Genomic DNA, 15817 nt, shown 5'->3' with positions numbered 1-15817 from the left:
TTCAATGTTAAACAAAATACCATAGAATTCAAAAAGACAATTCCTAGAAAATTTCTACATCTAAAAAAGGCATAAGTTATGTTAATGCTGTTTGAATGAGATGATATAAAGATAAGCCAAATTTTTACAAAGAAAACATTTCAAGCAGCAAGACACCTTTGATTGAAAGAGAGCACCAAATTTATGGGGTGAGTAACTGTGCTATTTCAACTATAGTATTTTCTAAAACGAATGATAAACGTCTAAAATGGTATTACCAACTAAAAGGTGTAAGTCTGTACATTGATGCATTAGAGGTCTGAGGCAACTTTTGATGGTGTGCCAACAATGCTCTATCGGATTTAGATCAGGTGAATATGTTGGAAGATAAAGCAAATGACAGCCAAAAGACTCTATTAATGACTTTGTTTTGGGAGTTTTATGGAATGTAGCATTATCCATAACTATGGTTGTATCACGCTGTAATTGTGGAAGTAATCTTCGCTCTAACCATACATTAAATATATCTTTATTACACCCTCCTGTGAAGGTCATTGGTGCAATAAACTTCTCATCCACCTATTATACTCACTCTTTCCCGCTTTTTTCCTGGAACATCAGCATATATTTTTTCTCCTCTTGGAGCTCGTGCATATTCTCGGTATAGTCTATTATCAACTCCTGCTTCATCTATATATAAAATGCTACAGTGGTCTATTTTTGAGACTTTATCGATAAATTGCTGCCTATCTGCTTGATTGCGCTCTTGATAGAATGTGACTTTTTTTAAAGGTTATTTTTAGCTGTCTTAATCTATACCAAATTGCACTTATCCCAAAGCCAAGGTTTTGTTTCATTTCTGCTAGTGTGTGATCTGGGTGTTTTTTGACATATTCTTTGAGTATTTCTGGATCTATTTTTCGAATAAAACCAGTACTTTTTACCGCTTTGAGACCTTGGCCAGTAGCTTTCTTTTTTAGCCATCTATATAGTGTTGCTATCCCTATCTCAAAAACCTCTGCAACTTCAACCTTTGACTTTCCTTTTTCTACCAAAGACACTGCTTTTTCCCTTAAATCTACACTATGTACCATTGCTTTCCCTACTTTAAAAAAACATATTATACCTTTATCATTCGCTTTTGAAAATACTATAGTTAGCGGAATGACGGTTTTTCAAATTGTCGGTAAATCTAATTCAGTTTAGCTATAATTTCCTAAATTTGCTCACAATCTCTTGACTTGACACATATGTTTTTTTCCCAAATGTTACTATCTTCCTCCTTTTCCTTTCTCAATTTGTGCAACCATTTCCTTTACATTTGCATGCGTGAGAAGGGAATTTTTGCTGACATGAGATTTTGGATCAGATTTTGCTGTTACGTGTTTCGTTGCAGATCTTTTATTCTCTGTTAGAAATGAATGAGATTGTTTTTTCTTCACACCGATATCCGCTTGTGCTGCTGGAGTGGTTTTGCTTTCAGCAAGCTGTACATTAGCATTTCCTTTTGCTTGATTTTGCTCAAATTTTTCTTTTAATGCCTTTACTTTACTGCCCATCTCGCGATTAGCTCCTCCTTTCATAGTAGCTGCTGCTACTTTTGGTATCGCCTTACCAGCAGCTTTTTGTGCTGATTTCCTATTGTCTTGATTTTCAGATTTTAGTGGTACTCTTTCAGCTGATTTTTTAAGAATTACTCCTACTACTTTTGGCTCTGTGCTTACTTTTTGACTAGCACGGCTTAGATTTTTAGGCTTTGGCGGTACTGCAGGTTTATCTTTGATTACCACTTTCGATTCTTGTCTAACTTCTTGACCAGTAGTAAACATTTTTTTTGGCACTTGCGGTGGTTTTGGTGGTACGAGGGATTGAGGTTGTTGTTTCTGCTTACGTTCTCTTTTTGCTTCTATATGTTCTTTAGAAACTGTTGCATAAATTGGCTCTTCTTTGGGCGATTTTGAACTCTGCGAATTTTCTATTAAAATTTTACTCTTCTTCTCTTGATAATTTGATATCTCTTTGTATACAGACTCTTCATTTAATGAACTTTCATAGCCTAAATCTTCTCTCTGCTCATATAAAGGATTTTCCTTTTGCTTTTTCTCTTGATAATTTGATATGTCTTCATATTCAGACCCCTGATCTAATGAACTTTCATAGCCTGAATCCTCAGAAGGATTTTCCTTAGCATCAGGCATACTAAAACTATTAGCTCCTTTTAGTAAAGAAGATGTAGACTTTGCCTTGCTTTCTCCATCTGAGGATATTTCTGATTTAAAGCGTACCTTCCTCAAATCTGGAGCAGCCGGAGGTGCTGTTGTTGGTCGCTTTATTTGCCTCATGCGATTACCACCTAATTTTTCTTTCGGCTGTTCTTCTTTTCGCAGCTCAAAAGTACTTTCCTTTTGCTTTCTACCTTCCAAACTCACTTCGTGCGATCTATCTTTTCCTTGACTCTTTTCACTTTGTTCTAAATTTAAAGAATCTTTTAAAATATTATTTTTTCTGAAATCTTTTTCTAATTGTTCCAAGAGATCAATTTTTTTTAAAATTCTTGTATACTTAGCTGCTGTTTCTAAAGTGAAACTTGACAACTCATCATTTACAAAATTACTTATACTACTGTTCTTGGTTGGAAAATTTTTTCCCAAAATTCTATTCATTAATGTTTTAAAAAGACCTAATGGCTGTTCTACATAATTGTTCAAGTCAGTATATATAACAAACTCAGCTATACCTTTTGCCTCACCTGTAAAACCTTCTAATGCATGAGATAAATCCCTTAACGTTTTGTTATATTGTTTCTCTGCATTTCCTAGCTTTACAGCTTTGATCAGAGAATCGAGATTTTTTTTATAGTTCTCACTTTTAAATGGATTATTCATACTAATTACAGCTCATTATTTATTAAAATATAGATCTAAAATATTAAGATCTAGTAAATGTTACTTTTGTAATTCATGTAGAACTATAGCTATAATAAGTAAGATTTCCCTACGTCATACCGCCGCGGTATCTCCAGATCCCGCTAACAACTTACTATTACCCACAAATATGAGGTTCGTGAGCAAGTCGCCATCCTTCTGCTAAATCAAAGAGACGTTTATATCCTTTCCAAAGAGTAATTGGTCCTGGTTTTGGGTCATTTTTTCTTGCTAAATGACCTCCAAGTTCACGAAACGGCTTCTTTTATAGTAGGGGCTATATTTGGACATGGTTTCCTGTGTATTTTAACATATAAAACTTTCCATTCTTCCTCAGCTAATAAGGCAGTACATGGTAATGTTGGGTTAGTTCTTGCAATTGATGTAATAAAGAAAATTCTCCAAGCAATAATGCTCATGACTGTTAAATACCTCATTAATCTTTCTGCTATTCCAAGCCTACATTCTTCAACTTTGAGACCGGATTTAAAATTTTATGTAATATCTCTATTTTCCATCTAAGGCAATTGTAAGTTAAAAACGTGATATAAAAGAGATAAGAGAGAAAGATAACCCTGCTCACTAGGAATAGCGGGCGTGCGCGACCGAAAGGAAATTGGTATTACAACCGTTGGTATCAAGGTACGCTAGCCCTATCTCTCGATACGTTTGAATAGTTGCTTGGGACATATATATGCACCCGTTTACAATCTTAAATTAACTAAAACTATCGAGGTTTATTATGGTTACATCTTATCAAAATTTTATTGGCATTGACATCGGAAAATTTAAAAATGTCGTTGCAATTCACAAACAGAAGAATGCTGTCGAATTTGATAATAATGCTTCTGGTTGGCAACAATTATTTCAAGAGTTTTCAGATATTCTACCTAATGCTTTAGTGACTTTAGAAAATACAGGGAAATATGAGCTTGGCTTATCACATTTTCTTACCGACAAAAATATTGCCGTGCATCGAGCTAATACTCGTAAAGTAAAAAGCTTTATTTTATCTCACGGAACTTTAGCAAAGTCTAGATGCAAGAGCTCTTGCTCAATATGGATTTGAACGCCATAGAACTATCTCTCTATTTGTACCTACCTCTACAGAACAATCAACTTTGGCTGCACTTTGTCAACGTCGTGATGATATTACGCAAATGAGAACTCAAGAAAAATGCAGACTTGAAGCACCGGAAAATGATCATATAAAAGAAAGCTGTCAAAAGACCATTGAGTTTTTCGATAGTCAAATAAACGAACTCAATGATACTATACAAAAGATTATTGATGAAAGCCGCGAATTACAACAACGCCAAAAAATTCTTAAAACAGTTCCTGGAATAGGTAAAAAGTTATCACAAGATTTTTTGTGTTTAATGCCAGAGCTTGGTTACTTAAATAGAAAAGAAGTAGCAAGTCTTGCCGGAGTTGCATCGCATCCAAAAGAAAGTGGTAAAGCTGTTGGTTACCGAAGGATTACAGGTGGTAGAAGTAACGTTCGTTCAAAGCTCTTTACAGCCGCTATGGCTGCTACAAGGTCAAAATCTATACTTGGCGCCTTTTATTCTAAGCTTGTTGAAAGTGGTAAGAAGAAGATGGTGGCTATAACAGCCCTAATGCGTAAAATTATAGTAATTGCTAATACAAGACTTAAAGAAGCAATTAATTTGCATACTTAAAAATCTTCACAACGGTAACTGAAATTGGCTAATGAATATGTGCGTCCACACAGACTTAAAGCACATATTCATTAGCTTAAGCAGAAATTGCTGTGGTAGCTGTTTGATATAAAATTCTATTTCTATGACAAACGGGTTTTTATTGCCCATATAATTTGCAAAATTACACAAATAAAAAAATTTTTAAAAAACATAATTGATACCAACTAATTTTTTCAACAGCTTCATCGAAAGTATTAACTGAAAGATTCGTTAATAGCATCCATTCTAGCGGTTTTTTTTTAAGGGAAGGGGAGTTTTCTCAACAACATAAACTGCATAAAGTGGTAATTTAGGTAGTTCTTCCGTCTTATGCCTAATATTATTCTTAGATGGATTCATCATAAGCTTTCCAAATCTAACTTCCAAACGTGCTGTTCTTTTTGGCTTATTATCTTTTACAGGAACTTCAACTTCTACCGTACCTGCACAATGAGAGGATTTAATAAATGCCCATAACTTCTGCTCACCTTTTTCAGGATATCGAGATTTTCTATTTACTGCTCTATCTCTGCATGCTCTAACTAGCACTGCCGAATTAAGACTATGTGCAAGCTCAAAAAAGTCATATATATCTGCTTCTCTATCGCATACAGTTATAGTCTCAGTTTGAGTTGGATCAATAATATTATTTGTTTTTCTTAAAGTTTCCAACCACTTTACGCTTTCTTTATCTTCAATGCGATCGCTCTTTTTTTTAAGGTTCTCAGTTTCTTCAGGTCTTGAATAAACTTTTTGATCTAGTATCCCTAGTACCAAACCTTCTATACTAACGGCAAGAGCTGTATGCATTATAATACCTTTTGCAGTATCATAACTGGACAAATTTGCTAATCCGCTTGTTTTTTTATGGTTATTATATACAATGTAACTGGTATCTTGAATGACAAGAACCCTCTTGTGAGCTTTTGTTCTCTCAACTGTTTTATCAATGTGTGAAGCTAGAATATCGACTTCTTTTACGTTCTCATTTTAAAAAAAACGATATGCTGCTTTTGCTTCTGACCAACTTTCACATGCTTGATTAATCTAACTTTCAGGTAATTTTGTCAAACATATCAGCAATCTTTACTAATCGCTCAGTTAACCTTTTATCTCCAAATTCATTTTTAGCCCATTCATTACTCTCGTTTGCCATTTTTATACCCTCAATATTTGCAAACTTTAATATTGTAATATTTTACTTTTTAGTCCGTTTATATTTGTGGGTAATAGTAAGATAAATAATAGTGCAAATTTTTCTATGATATGCGGTAGTGGTGTATATGTAAGATCAATTGCTCGTGATCTTGGAATTGCATTAAATTGTTTTGGACACATTACAAAATTAAGAAGAACTATGGTAGGTGACTTTAGAGAAAATGAATCAGTGACAATTGAGCAACTTACTAAAAAAAACACAACAACTTACTCTCCGATGTCATCCCAGTGCTTGACACTGGGATGGCTTTGTTGCATCGCTCTTCGGATAGTAGGTAACGTACAATAAATTCATGAAGCTATCTCAAACTTAGCCATGCCTATTTCAGTAAATTTGTTAAGCAAATAACACTTGAGTAGCAGTTCCTTCTCACGATTAATCTCAGATTTGCTCTTAAAACTAAACCCAAATATTCGCTTCAACCTTGAGAAAAATCCTTCAATATACGATCTTTTTCCGTAATTTACTTCTTCTTTCCATCTTTTTATACCATTCTCACCATGTAATTTCATTAACTGAATAGCGGCATTTTTATCAAGCATATAATCCAATTTTGGATGCTCTGCTGCGTTGTTTTTCGGAGGAATTTTCGTTTTTATACCATATTGATTACACAGCTTATAGAGCTTTTCTCTGTCATATGCCCTATCTGCATATAGTACTTTTATGACATACTGAAAATCGACTTCTTTTAGCAAATCACAAGCTCCATAGTGATCAGAGTAGACACCATTACTGTATTTTACAGCTATGGCTTTTTTGCTGTTTGTATTCAACATTACATGCAATTTTCTTGTCTGTTCATAGCTGCGATACTTTCTATCTTCGCTATTTTCTTTGCTATGACCAGGAGTGTTGTTGTATATACTAATTCCTGTACTGTCTATAGTAATTTCGATATCTTCCATATTATTTTTATCAATTCTGCAATCATTGATCTTAATATTGAGTTTCTTAAACCTTCTTGATGATTGTGAATAGCTGATAACTTGCAAATTTTTCCCAATTTGCTCAAGGTATCCTGCTATAAACCCAACTGTTTGCCTCAGGCCTATTCTAAATAAACAAGTTATTATGTGCACCAAAATTACAACTTTATCGCTATAAATATTGTTGCCACCTGGTATTTTTGGACCATTCTCGTACCACTTTTCTATGGCTTCGTTGATATAATGAAAAATATTTCCTCTTTTTTCTAGAAATTTGTTATATTCGCTATGGTTACTGACCCTCATTTTTTGTGGCATATTTTTTCTTTCAAGGTTAAATGGCTATTTTATAATGAATTTTGTCAGTAACCACCAGATTTTTTCAGTTGCTATGCAACAAAGCCATCCCAGTGTCAAGCACTGGGATGACAAGATATAAACCTTATCGTCATACCGCCACAAACCGTCATACCGCGATTCATTCGCGGTATCTCTAGATCCTGCTAACAAGTAGCGGGATGACGATTATCGTTTAGCCATAAACATTAAGAAATTTACCAAATAAAAAAAAAGGCAAAAGAAGCCCTGGGGTTATTATCTGCTTTAAAATATTGGCGTTTTTTATGTTTTAAACGCTTGACAAGCGAAATTCAGCTGCTTTTAATTGCAACTAACCTACGCTGCAAATGTTTAAGAAATTTACTAAGCAGAAAAAAAGACAAAGAATCCCCGAGTTAGCTAGTCTTTTACTATCTCTGTCGAGTATTGGCATTTTTTGATGTCTTGTAACGCTTTATAAGCGCGTTCAGCTTATTTAGATAAAAATCTAGATGTAGATGAAGTTTTGTAAAGACATACAGTATCTATATACTGCAAAAAATTGAACATAAGACGCCGATACATTAAGTAATCCTTACCTTTTAATCTGCAGATTGGCGAAAGCAAATACAATAGCTTCAGTTTCATGATAAGGTGGCTGGCAGAGTTTGTCAAGCAACTTTCTTGCTTCTGTGAGTACCTGGATTAATATTATATAGAAGGTTTGCTGCCAATAAAGCCTAAACTTACCAAATACATTTCTGTAGATTCAGATCTACTTGACTTTGGTTTAAAGTATTTTACTGTTTTAAACATTTTTTTTAGCTCGTTACAAAAATCTTTATCAGATTCTCCTTGGAAAATTTTTACTACAAACGTGCCACCATGGCTCAAGAAATGCTTTGCAAAATTGAGCGCTGCCTCACATAAAAGCATAATTCTGATATGATCCAACGATTTTAAACCACAAGATTCGGGCGCCATGTCAGATAAAATTACATCAAATTTTTGATCCTTGAATTTTTCTCTTAAAATTTCAAACTCATTGATAATATCACATTGTATAAACTCTACTCCATTAATTGCGTTCATTGGTTTTATGTCAAGAGCAACCACATTTGCACCTTTCTGAGATGCAACTTGTGACCATCCACCAGGAGAAGCACCAAGATCAATAATTTTTTGCCCTTCTTGGAATAATTTAAATTTGTTATCCATTTCTACCAGCTTATATGCTGAGCGTGACCTATAACCATCCTTGCTAGTTTTTTGCACATACTGATCATTCAAATGACGATGTAGCCACCTTGTTGAAGATAGTTTTCTGCCTCTAGCCGTCTTTACTCTAGTTTTTATTGCTAATACCCTACTTATTATTGATTATATCTTTAAGCTCTTTTTCAACTACTTCTTTTACCAGTGCATGTAGATATTTATTCAGCCATTCTGAGAGCTGAGGTTTTAAAAGAGATGTAACTAATTCTTCAACAGTAAGGTTCGCTTTTTTTTGTTGTTTATGCTGTAATTCGTTTTGCATTTTTCCAAGCAACGCTTTGATCTCTTCCATATTCTCTTTTAAAATTAGATGATCGTTATTTTGCGCTTGTAAGCCGCTATTACTCGCTTTGTTATTACTCATTTGGATATTATCGTACAAATAAATATCTTTTTTTTCTTCTGAATTGTAGCTATGGCCATTAAATTGGTTATTGTTGCAAGCCATTTCCTCACTTTGGTCATCATTATCAATGTCCTCTTTTTCATTATTTTCTTTTTTGCCATCTTCTTCTATTTCTTCTGGATACTCTTCCTCAAGGTATAGCACATCATCATTTTCATCCTTTATTTCTGCTTTATCGTTACTCGCGTTTTTACCCGATATAGCTTTTTTTATATCTTCTAGGATATCTTTTACAGATTGATTGCCTTGTTCATCATGCATAGTGCTAATACCATTAAATTTAGAGGTCTATACTATTTATCATAAAAAGCAAGTTGTAAACACTAATCACATAATTGCTTTTTGCTTCAACTAAGTCTGAACGTGCTTTAAATAATGCATCTTCAGTGTCCAAAAGGTCAGATGTACTCTTTAAATTTAAGTTTACTTCTTGCTCAACTCCTTCCAATGCTAGAGCTGCTGCTTTTTCCGCTTCTTGACTTGCTTTGATAATGGCCTTTGCTGTCAACACATTATTCCAAGCATTTACAACTGCTTGTTCTATATTTTTTACCGTTTCATAATAATCGTAGGTAGATTTTTTTGCATCCATTTTAGCTTTACTGACACCAAAAGCATTAACTCCTCTCTTAAAGATTGGAACATCAAGAGTAAAAACTACATGAACATTTTCTAATAGTTTGTCTACCTTCATACCATCCTCCCCAAAATTTTTGCTTGCACTTAGATTTAAAGAAGGAAGCCACTTGGAGCTTTCAGCAATCACTTCCATTCCGGCTGCTCTTTTTTGATAAACTGCTGCTTTTAGAGATAAATTATTGGTTTTTGCTAACTGTAAACATTCATTTAGCTCTGGAACAGAAGGTAGTTTATCATTAGCTTCAGAAAGGTCATCAGCATCTTCGCCAATCAAATGATAATAAGCAATATTTACCAACTTTAATTTACCTTCAGCATCAACTCTTTCGGATATAGAAGACGAAAATTTTGCTTTTGCTAACAAAACTTCAGCATTGGTTATCTCCCCAAGGGAAAAGCGTTTTTTCATAGCTGACAAATGTTCCAAAGAAACGCGTTCTTTATGTTCTCTGAGCTTTAATATTTCTGTCTTTTGTAAAACATTAACATATGCTTTCACAGCATTAAGTGCAAGCTCTTGTTTTAATTGCTGAAATCGCATCTTTTCTGCTTTGAGAAGATGGCTTGATCGACTGAACGTGGCAAAGGTACCACCGCCATCGATTAATTTCTGGCGCAATGTAAGTTTTTTTTCAGATGTATCAAGATTAAAGTTACTATCGAAATTGTATTGCAAATTAATGTCAGGTAAAAATCCAGCTAACCCAGAAGATTTATAGTGTTTTTCTGCGCTTTTATATTGGTAAAATTGAGACTTTATTTTTGAGCTATTTTTGATGGCTTTGCTTATCACTTCTCCCACATCGGTTGCATAGCAACTTATAGTATTAAAAATGATCGCAAGTGTGATAATCAATCGAAACATTCTAATTCCTATGCATATTGGTTGCGCAGCTCAATTACTAACATAAATTACTTTAATAATCAATAACTAATATTGTTGACACTATTGAGAAATTAAGTATATCATAGCTTACTATTGTTGGATCAAATAATGAAGACTTTTTTCTTAAAGGAGAAACAAATCAATAAAAAGTGGTTTGTCATAGATGCAGAAGGATTAGTGGTAGGGAGGCTTGCAGCATTTGTAGCGACACTATTACGTGGAAAGCATAAACCTGAGTATACACCTCATATGGATTGTGGCGATAATGTAATTATTATCAACGCAGAAAAGGTGCATTTCACCGGAAAGAAGCTTAAAGATAAAATTCACTATAAGCATACAGGTTATTCTGGTGGTTTGAAGAAAACTACTCCAGATAATATTTTAAATGGCAAATTTCCTGAGCGTGTAATAGAAATGGCAGTGAAAAGGATGCTTGATGATGGGCCTATGGCACGTAGACGCTTTGAAAATTTGTATGTTTATTCTGGTTCAGAGCATAAGCATCAAGGACAGCAACCTGAAAAGATAGATTTTGCCTCTTTGAATCGTAAAAATAAAAAGTAATGGAGTAAAAATGAAGAGTTCTACAATAAATAACAATGATTGGTCAGAAAAGACAATTAAATCAGCAGTTGATTCGCTTGGTCGTTTATATGCTACAGGCCGAAGAAAAGAATCTGTAGCAAGAGTATGGATAAAGCCGGGGAGTGGAAAATTTAGTGTTAACAAAAAAGGCGATCTAATTTCTTATTTTAAAAGAGAGTCAGTGTGCCAAATAGTAAAAATGCCATTTGTTGCAACTTCCACATTGGATAAATACGATGTATTTGCAACTGTAAAAGGTGGAGGGCTATCTGGTCAAGCAGGTGCTCTAGCTCATGGAATAAGCAGAGCTTTAAGTAGTGTAAGCCAAGATTTGCATTCTATACTACGTAATGGTGAGTTCTTAACTAGAGATTCACGTGTTGTTGAACGTAAGAAATATGGTCAACATAAAGCTCGGAAAAAGTGTCAATTTTCTAAGAGATAGTTATTTTATAGGGGTGTTTTTTTGTAAGTATTATACAAATATTTGCAAAAATGTATGATATCCTCTATTTTTGTGATGAATTTAGTTGACTATCGGTGTCAACATAATATGCTATTTATGTGATTTTTTCAATATTAAGGTAGTTTATGAGTAAAGAAGATATAATAAAACAATTAAAGGAAGATTGTTCTAGTCAGAATATAGATATAACAAAATCTGATTTGAGCAAGATTCATGATGCGTTTATTAAAATAATAAAGAATGAGCTGCATGGGAAAGGTGAAATACGTTTGCATGGAATAGGAACATTTTCTACTGCTATCAGTCAGGAAAAACAATGTCGTAACCCCCAAAGTGGTCAGATCATGACTGTTCCTAAAAAGACAAGGGTAAAATTTAAAGCAAGCCAAACTCTTTTAAGTATTTTAAATGAGAAGGAAAAAGCAGCAGTTAGTTAGACATTGTCATTTTCATTGTTTTTACTACGCTGTGTAAGCCGTAAAATACAGCTTCGCTAATTAAATAGTGGCCTATGTTAAGAGTTGAGATGTGAGGTATTCTTGTCATCTTCTTAGCGTGTTTATAAGTTATGCCATGTCCTGCGTGGCATTCTATTCCTAATTTATTGACGTACTCTGCAGCATTAGTAATTAACTGTAACTTTTTTTCTGATGGATTATCACAGTAATCCCCTGTGTGAATTTCTATTATGTCAGGTTTTGTCCCTAGCTTTTCAAGATATTTTAGTTGATCAATATTTGGATCGATAAACAGTGAGACTTTTATGCTAGAGCTATGCATTTCCTCTATTATACTAGAAAGTTTACTGTGCATATTCACGATATCCAGGCCACCTTCGGTTGTTAATTCTTCTCTTTTTTCTGGTACTATACTAATCGAATAGGGTTTTACCTTTTTTGCTATTTCAAGCATTTCTTCCGTGGCTGCAATTTCAAGATTTAGCTCAGTGCTAATGCTTTTTTTTAGGTTAAATACGTCTTCATCTCTAATATGCCTTCTATCTTCTCGTAAGTGTACAGTAATAAAGTCTGCTCCAGCGTCAATGGCTATTTCTGCTGCTTTCAATGGATCTGGATAAGAAGTTCCGCGTGCGTTGCGGAGGGTTGCAACGTGATCGATATTAACACCTAGTTTCACAATCCACCTCAGAAATTATTTATAGATTATACATGTTATTAGGTTTTTTGCATAGTCATTGTTTGACCTTACCCAGAAAAAGTGGAGAGAAAGAAAAGAGTTTTTTTGGGTAAAATAAAATTTTGGAGGATTAGAAATGGCAAGAGAATATACGGCAGAATTCAAATTGGAAGCTGTTAAGCTGGCAAATGAACAAAGAAAGGTAGGTCAACCAGTTGCAAAAGTAGCAAGAGATCTAGGAATAAGGGATAGTGTATTAGGAAAATGGATGAAGAAATATAACGAAAAAAAGTCAGCGGCAAATGCATTTCCAGGTAGAGGTAACATGGCTCCTTACGACAAAGAGAGATTTGATTTACAGAAAGAGTTAGCAAAAGTAACAAGAGAAAGAGACATTTTAAAAAAAGCCCTGGCCAGTCAAAAAGAGTAAAATATTTTTTTATATAGTAACTGCTATAAAGTACAGGAATTATGTAGGATTTTCTGCTAGTGGCTACTATAAGTGGACCACAAGAAAAATAAGCAGTAGAGAATCAGCAAATAAAGAGTTATTAGCAGATATTCAAAAAATATATCAAGCTTCTAAATGTAGATATGGAGCTCCTAAAATTCATGCTGAATTGAAGGCTTTGGGTAAAAGTTGCAATTTGAAAACGGTGCAAAGTATTATGCAGAAAAATGACATCAGGGCTATACTGAAAAGAAAGTTTAAAATTAAAAAACAACAAACAGATAATAGAGCTGTAGCTCCCAATATACTAGATCAAAACTTTATTGTTGATCAACCAAATAAAGTATGGGATTACTTACATCAAAACCAAGGAGGGATGGCTATATTTGGCAGCAATAATTCTCACGTATGGTAGTTAATGAGTAGTGCAATAAATAAACAATTGGTTATGAACTCTTTATTAATGGCCATTAATAGGTGTAAACCTGTTAAAAATCTACTGCTGCACAGTGACCAAGGTTCACAATATACTGCGCAAGGGTATCAATATCTCTTAGCTGTAAAGAATATAGATGAGTAATAAAGGCTGTTGTTACGACAATTCTGTTGCAGAAAGCTTCTTTAGCTCATTGAAAAGAGAAATACTTATTGATACTTCACAACACTCTGCTCAACAAACTAGAACTGCAATATTTGAATACATAGAAATTTTTTATAACAAACAACGTCACTATTAGAGGTTGTCCACAAACCAAGGAATACGTAGTATATAAAGAAAGAATATTGAGGTAAGAGATGAGGAAAAAATATCCAACAGATTTAAGTAAAAGGGAATGGGCAAGAATAGAAAAACACTTCAGAGTATCGTACAAGAAAGGAGGAAGGCCACCAAAATACAGTAAGTGTGAGATAGTAAATGCAATTCTTTATATACTGCGCACAGGATGTCAATGGCGCTATTTACCACACGATTTTCCGCCGTGGAAGGCTGTGCATGAACAGTTTAGAAGATGGAAAAAGCAGGGAATTTTTGAGAAAATGAACTATGATATCACTAAATATAGTAGGTCAAAAATGGGAAGCCGAGCGCATGCATAGTGGACAGTCAATCGGTAAAAACCACGGAAAAAGGGAGGTCAAAGGTTATGATGGTGCGAAAAAGGTAAAGGGGAGAAAAAGACATATAATCACAGATACTCAAGGATTTGTGCTTGGTTGCTATGTAGGAGCTGCAAGCGAAAATGACAGAGATGGGGTGAAGATGGCATTGGACAATATGAAGCAAAAATACAGCAATATTAAGAAAATGTGGGCTGATATGGGATACCAAGGAAAAGATTTAAGGATTACGTAAAGAGAGAATATGGGATAGATATTGAAATTGTCAAAAGGCCTCCATGTAGGTTTTGGGTGCATAAAGATACACCACTAGAACTATTGCCACAACGGGATCCTGGATTTTCAGTACAGCCGAGAAGGTGGGCGGTAGAGAGGACTTTTGCTTGGATCAATAGAAATAGAAGGCTATCAAAGGAGTACGATTTACTTACAACATCTACTGAAAGTTTCATATATCTGGCTATGAGTAAAGTTATGTTAAGTAGGGAATATGCTTGATTTACTGGTTTGTGGACAACCTCTAACTATTGCATTCCAGAACAATTTGATGCATCATTCTTTTTGTAAAAAACATTCCAAACTTTCTCTCCACTTTTTCTGGGTAAGGTCAATTGACAACTGTCCACTTTCTATTCCCATGGATTCATATTTTTTGCCTTGACCAAGAAAAAATTCAGCTATTGCCTTACTTTCTCTTGCAACAACTTCTTCCTTAACAATTTTTCCTTTCTCATCAACGATACTTATAAAAGTTTCTTTTAGTGAGATCGCTATAATATTCCATGAGACTGCTCCTACTAATAAAAGTTTAAATTATTTTTGAAGAACTTATTCTACTGAATTCGTTACTTCGTGCTAAAATAATGGACTCCATCATTCAACAGCAATTACAGTATGTTTACCCTTTTTTTTGTTATTTTTCTAATCTATAGCTAGCGTTCAAAACCATATTCGAAAATACGTTTTTGGATTTTTTTTAATGCTGTTTATTTCATCCTCAACATCGTCTCTACCTTTATGAACTAAGTAGCAGCATTAAAAATTATAACGTACCCCTATCTCTAGAGTTGCATCTGGTATTTGTTTTGCTTTTATACCACTTAGTTGCCCACCCATGGTCATACCAACTGCACCAATTATCTGCGGAGTAATTTCATAATCAACACCTAACTTTAGTTTATAGGAAATAGAACTCAGTATTTTATCTACTACAGATGAACCAGCAGCTTCACCACCTGATTCTGGAGCACCTTGTGTTTCTTCTTCCTTTTCTTTTTCTTCTTGTGAACTATTGTCATCACCATCAACTGTATCACTAACACCAAAGCCAAAAGGTGTTATTTGGAGATATCCTCCTAAACCTCCGCTGACATATAGTTTAACGGGATCAATATCAAGGTCAGGATAGAAGCGGTAGTTTGCCAATAAGCTAGCTCCTATGCTCTTTAATGACTTAATATTACTGAGAACCTCAAGTTCAAATTTAGAGTTTTGGTCATAATGGTAACCAAGAACAACACCAGGTTTCATTTTAAAGCCACCACCCCAACCAGCACCAAAGTTTAAACCTGCATAGTACTTATCTTCTGACTTACTTGCACTATTACTAGCTGCACCTGCTAGAGATGAAGTAAGCAACACAGCCAAAACGCACAATCTCTTTATTTTCATATAACTCCTCATACAAAAAAATATATAATGCATAAGTATACATCCTTTATATTAAAAAAGATATAACTACATGTCAAAAAAAGTATAGCCATAAAATCAGATTATAT

12 protein-coding genes and 6 pseudogenes are annotated in these 15817 nt (G+C 34.3%); 7 read left to right on the top strand and 11 right to left on the bottom strand.

Annotated elements, in window-relative coordinates; genetic code table 11:
- Window positions 1-222: 222 nt before the first annotated feature.
- The 4 genes and pseudogenes from ONI09_RS00340 to ONI09_RS00325 all read right to left on the bottom strand — a co-directional run.
- The gene (locus ONI09_RS00340) at window positions 223-558 is read right to left on the bottom strand and encodes a transposase (RefSeq protein ID WP_049973597.1); all 336 of its coding nucleotides are present in this window, start codon (window positions 556-558) and stop codon (window positions 223-225) included.
- A 167-nt stretch (window positions 559-725) separates the two neighbouring features.
- Window positions 726-1073 carry a transposase gene (locus ONI09_RS00335; RefSeq protein ID WP_265014076.1) on the bottom strand — a complete coding sequence of 116 codons (348 nt, stop codon included), beginning with the start codon at window positions 1071-1073 and terminating at the stop codon, window positions 726-728.
- A 177-nt stretch (window positions 1074-1250) separates the two neighbouring features.
- Complete coding sequence (locus ONI09_RS00330; protein ID WP_265014075.1) at window positions 1251-2864, bottom strand: hypothetical protein; 1614 nt, start codon at window positions 2862-2864, stop codon at window positions 1251-1253.
- A gap of 157 nt (window positions 2865-3021) precedes the next feature.
- Window positions 3022-3429, bottom strand: a pseudogene (locus ONI09_RS00325) (IS4 family transposase); the annotation flags it as partial.
- 216 nt (window positions 3430-3645) lie between these two features.
- On the opposite strand from ONI09_RS00325, the pseudogene ONI09_RS00320 reads away from it, so the two are divergent.
- Window positions 3646-4585 (top strand): annotated as a pseudogene (locus tag ONI09_RS00320) (IS110 family RNA-guided transposase).
- A gap of 193 nt (window positions 4586-4778) precedes the next feature.
- Here ONI09_RS00320 and ONI09_RS00315 read toward each other — a convergent pair.
- Window positions 4779-5762 (bottom strand): annotated as a pseudogene (locus ONI09_RS00315) (IS4 family transposase); the annotation flags it as partial.
- Between the two features lie 81 nt (window positions 5763-5843).
- Here ONI09_RS00315 and ONI09_RS00310 point away from each other — a divergent pair.
- Window positions 5844-6068: pseudogene (locus ONI09_RS00310) on the top strand (tRNA pseudouridine(55) synthase TruB); the annotation flags it as partial.
- A 47-nt stretch (window positions 6069-6115) separates the two neighbouring features.
- Here ONI09_RS00310 and ONI09_RS00305 read toward each other — a convergent pair.
- From ONI09_RS00305 to ONI09_RS00290, 4 genes are all read right to left on the bottom strand, one after another.
- Entirely contained in the window at window positions 6116-7072 is a 957-nt protein-coding gene (locus ONI09_RS00305) for an IS5 family transposase (RefSeq protein ID WP_265013968.1), read from the bottom strand.
- Window positions 7073-7783: 711 nt separating this feature from the next.
- Complete coding sequence (locus ONI09_RS00300) at window positions 7784-8362, bottom strand: RlmE family RNA methyltransferase (RefSeq protein ID WP_010962344.1); 579 nt, start codon at window positions 8360-8362, stop codon at window positions 7784-7786.
- 76 nt (window positions 8363-8438) lie between these two features.
- Window positions 8439-9014, bottom strand: a complete 576-nt coding sequence (locus ONI09_RS00295; RefSeq protein ID WP_010082598.1) for a PopZ family protein — start codon at window positions 9012-9014, stop codon at window positions 8439-8441.
- A gap of 19 nt (window positions 9015-9033) precedes the next feature.
- Window positions 9034-10257: a TolC family protein gene (locus ONI09_RS00290; protein WP_265014074.1), complete on the bottom strand. Its 1224-nt coding sequence runs from the start codon at window positions 10255-10257 to the stop codon at window positions 9034-9036.
- 129 nt (window positions 10258-10386) lie between these two features.
- On the opposite strand from ONI09_RS00290, the gene rplM reads away from it, so the two are divergent.
- The 3 genes from rplM (at window position 10387) to ONI09_RS00275 (ending at window position 11769) form a co-directional block, all read left to right on the top strand.
- Complete coding sequence (gene rplM, locus ONI09_RS00285; RefSeq protein WP_265014073.1) at window positions 10387-10845, top strand: 50S ribosomal protein L13; 459 nt, start codon at window positions 10387-10389, stop codon at window positions 10843-10845.
- Between the two features lie 10 nt (window positions 10846-10855).
- The gene (rpsI, locus tag ONI09_RS00280) at window positions 10856-11311 is read left to right on the top strand and encodes a 30S ribosomal protein S9 (RefSeq protein WP_006279875.1); all 456 of its coding nucleotides are present in this window, start codon (window positions 10856-10858) and stop codon (window positions 11309-11311) included.
- Between the two features lie 146 nt (window positions 11312-11457).
- Window positions 11458-11769 carry an HU family DNA-binding protein gene (locus ONI09_RS00275; RefSeq protein ID WP_010082594.1) on the top strand — a complete coding sequence of 104 codons (312 nt, stop codon included), beginning with the start codon at window positions 11458-11460 and terminating at the stop codon, window positions 11767-11769.
- Here ONI09_RS00275 and ONI09_RS00270 read toward each other — a convergent pair.
- A complete protein-coding gene (locus tag ONI09_RS00270) occupies window positions 11762-12469 on the bottom strand; it encodes a pyridoxine 5'-phosphate synthase (protein WP_265014072.1) in 708 nt (235 codons plus the stop codon). The two genes, ONI09_RS00275 and ONI09_RS00270, sit on opposite strands and share 8 nt — an antisense overlap.
- A gap of 136 nt (window positions 12470-12605) precedes the next feature.
- On the opposite strand from ONI09_RS00270, the pseudogene ONI09_RS07025 reads away from it, so the two are divergent.
- Window positions 12606-13657 (top strand): annotated as a pseudogene (locus ONI09_RS07025) (IS3 family transposase).
- Between the two features lie 58 nt (window positions 13658-13715).
- A pseudogene (locus tag ONI09_RS00245) lies at window positions 13716-14537 on the top strand (IS5 family transposase).
- A gap of 537 nt (window positions 14538-15074) precedes the next feature.
- On the opposite strand, the gene ONI09_RS00240 reads toward ONI09_RS00245, so the two are convergent.
- Complete coding sequence (locus ONI09_RS00240) at window positions 15075-15710, bottom strand: hypothetical protein (RefSeq protein WP_077188484.1); 636 nt, start codon at window positions 15708-15710, stop codon at window positions 15075-15077.
- Window positions 15711-15817: the final 107 nt, after the last annotated feature.

This window comes from Wolbachia endosymbiont of Drosophila pseudotakahashii, assembly GCF_026015925.1.
Classification (GTDB): Bacteria; Pseudomonadota; Alphaproteobacteria; order Rickettsiales; family Anaplasmataceae; genus Wolbachia; species Wolbachia pipientis.
The sequence above is the reverse complement of the archived record's forward strand: the minus strand, read 5'-3'. Positions and strand labels throughout refer to the sequence as shown.

Coding starts and splice junctions, on each gene's coding strand:
- ONI09_RS00335 (WP_265014076.1), bottom strand. CDS start 1,073: ATGGTACATAGTGTAGATTTAAGGGAAAAAGCAGTGTCTTTGGTAGAA.
- ONI09_RS00330 (WP_265014075.1), bottom strand. CDS start 2,864: ATGAATAATCCATTTAAAAGTGAGAACTATAAAAAAAATCTCGATTCT.
- ONI09_RS00305 (WP_265013968.1), bottom strand. CDS start 7,072: ATGCCACAAAAAATGAGGGTCAGTAACCATAGCGAATATAACAAATTT.
- ONI09_RS00295 (WP_010082598.1), bottom strand. CDS start 9,014: ATGCATGATGAACAAGGCAATCAATCTGTAAAAGATATCCTAGAAGAT.
- ONI09_RS00290 (WP_265014074.1), bottom strand. CDS start 10,257: ATGTTTCGATTGATTATCACACTTGCGATCATTTTTAATACTATAAGT.
- rplM (WP_265014073.1), top strand. CDS start 10,387: ATGAAGACTTTTTTCTTAAAGGAGAAACAAATCAATAAAAAGTGGTTT.
- rpsI (WP_006279875.1), top strand. CDS start 10,856: ATGAAGAGTTCTACAATAAATAACAATGATTGGTCAGAAAAGACAATT.
- ONI09_RS00275 (WP_010082594.1), top strand. CDS start 11,458: ATGAGTAAAGAAGATATAATAAAACAATTAAAGGAAGATTGTTCTAGT.
- ONI09_RS00240 (WP_077188484.1), bottom strand. CDS start 15,710: ATGAAAATAAAGAGATTGTGCGTTTTGGCTGTGTTGCTTACTTCATCT.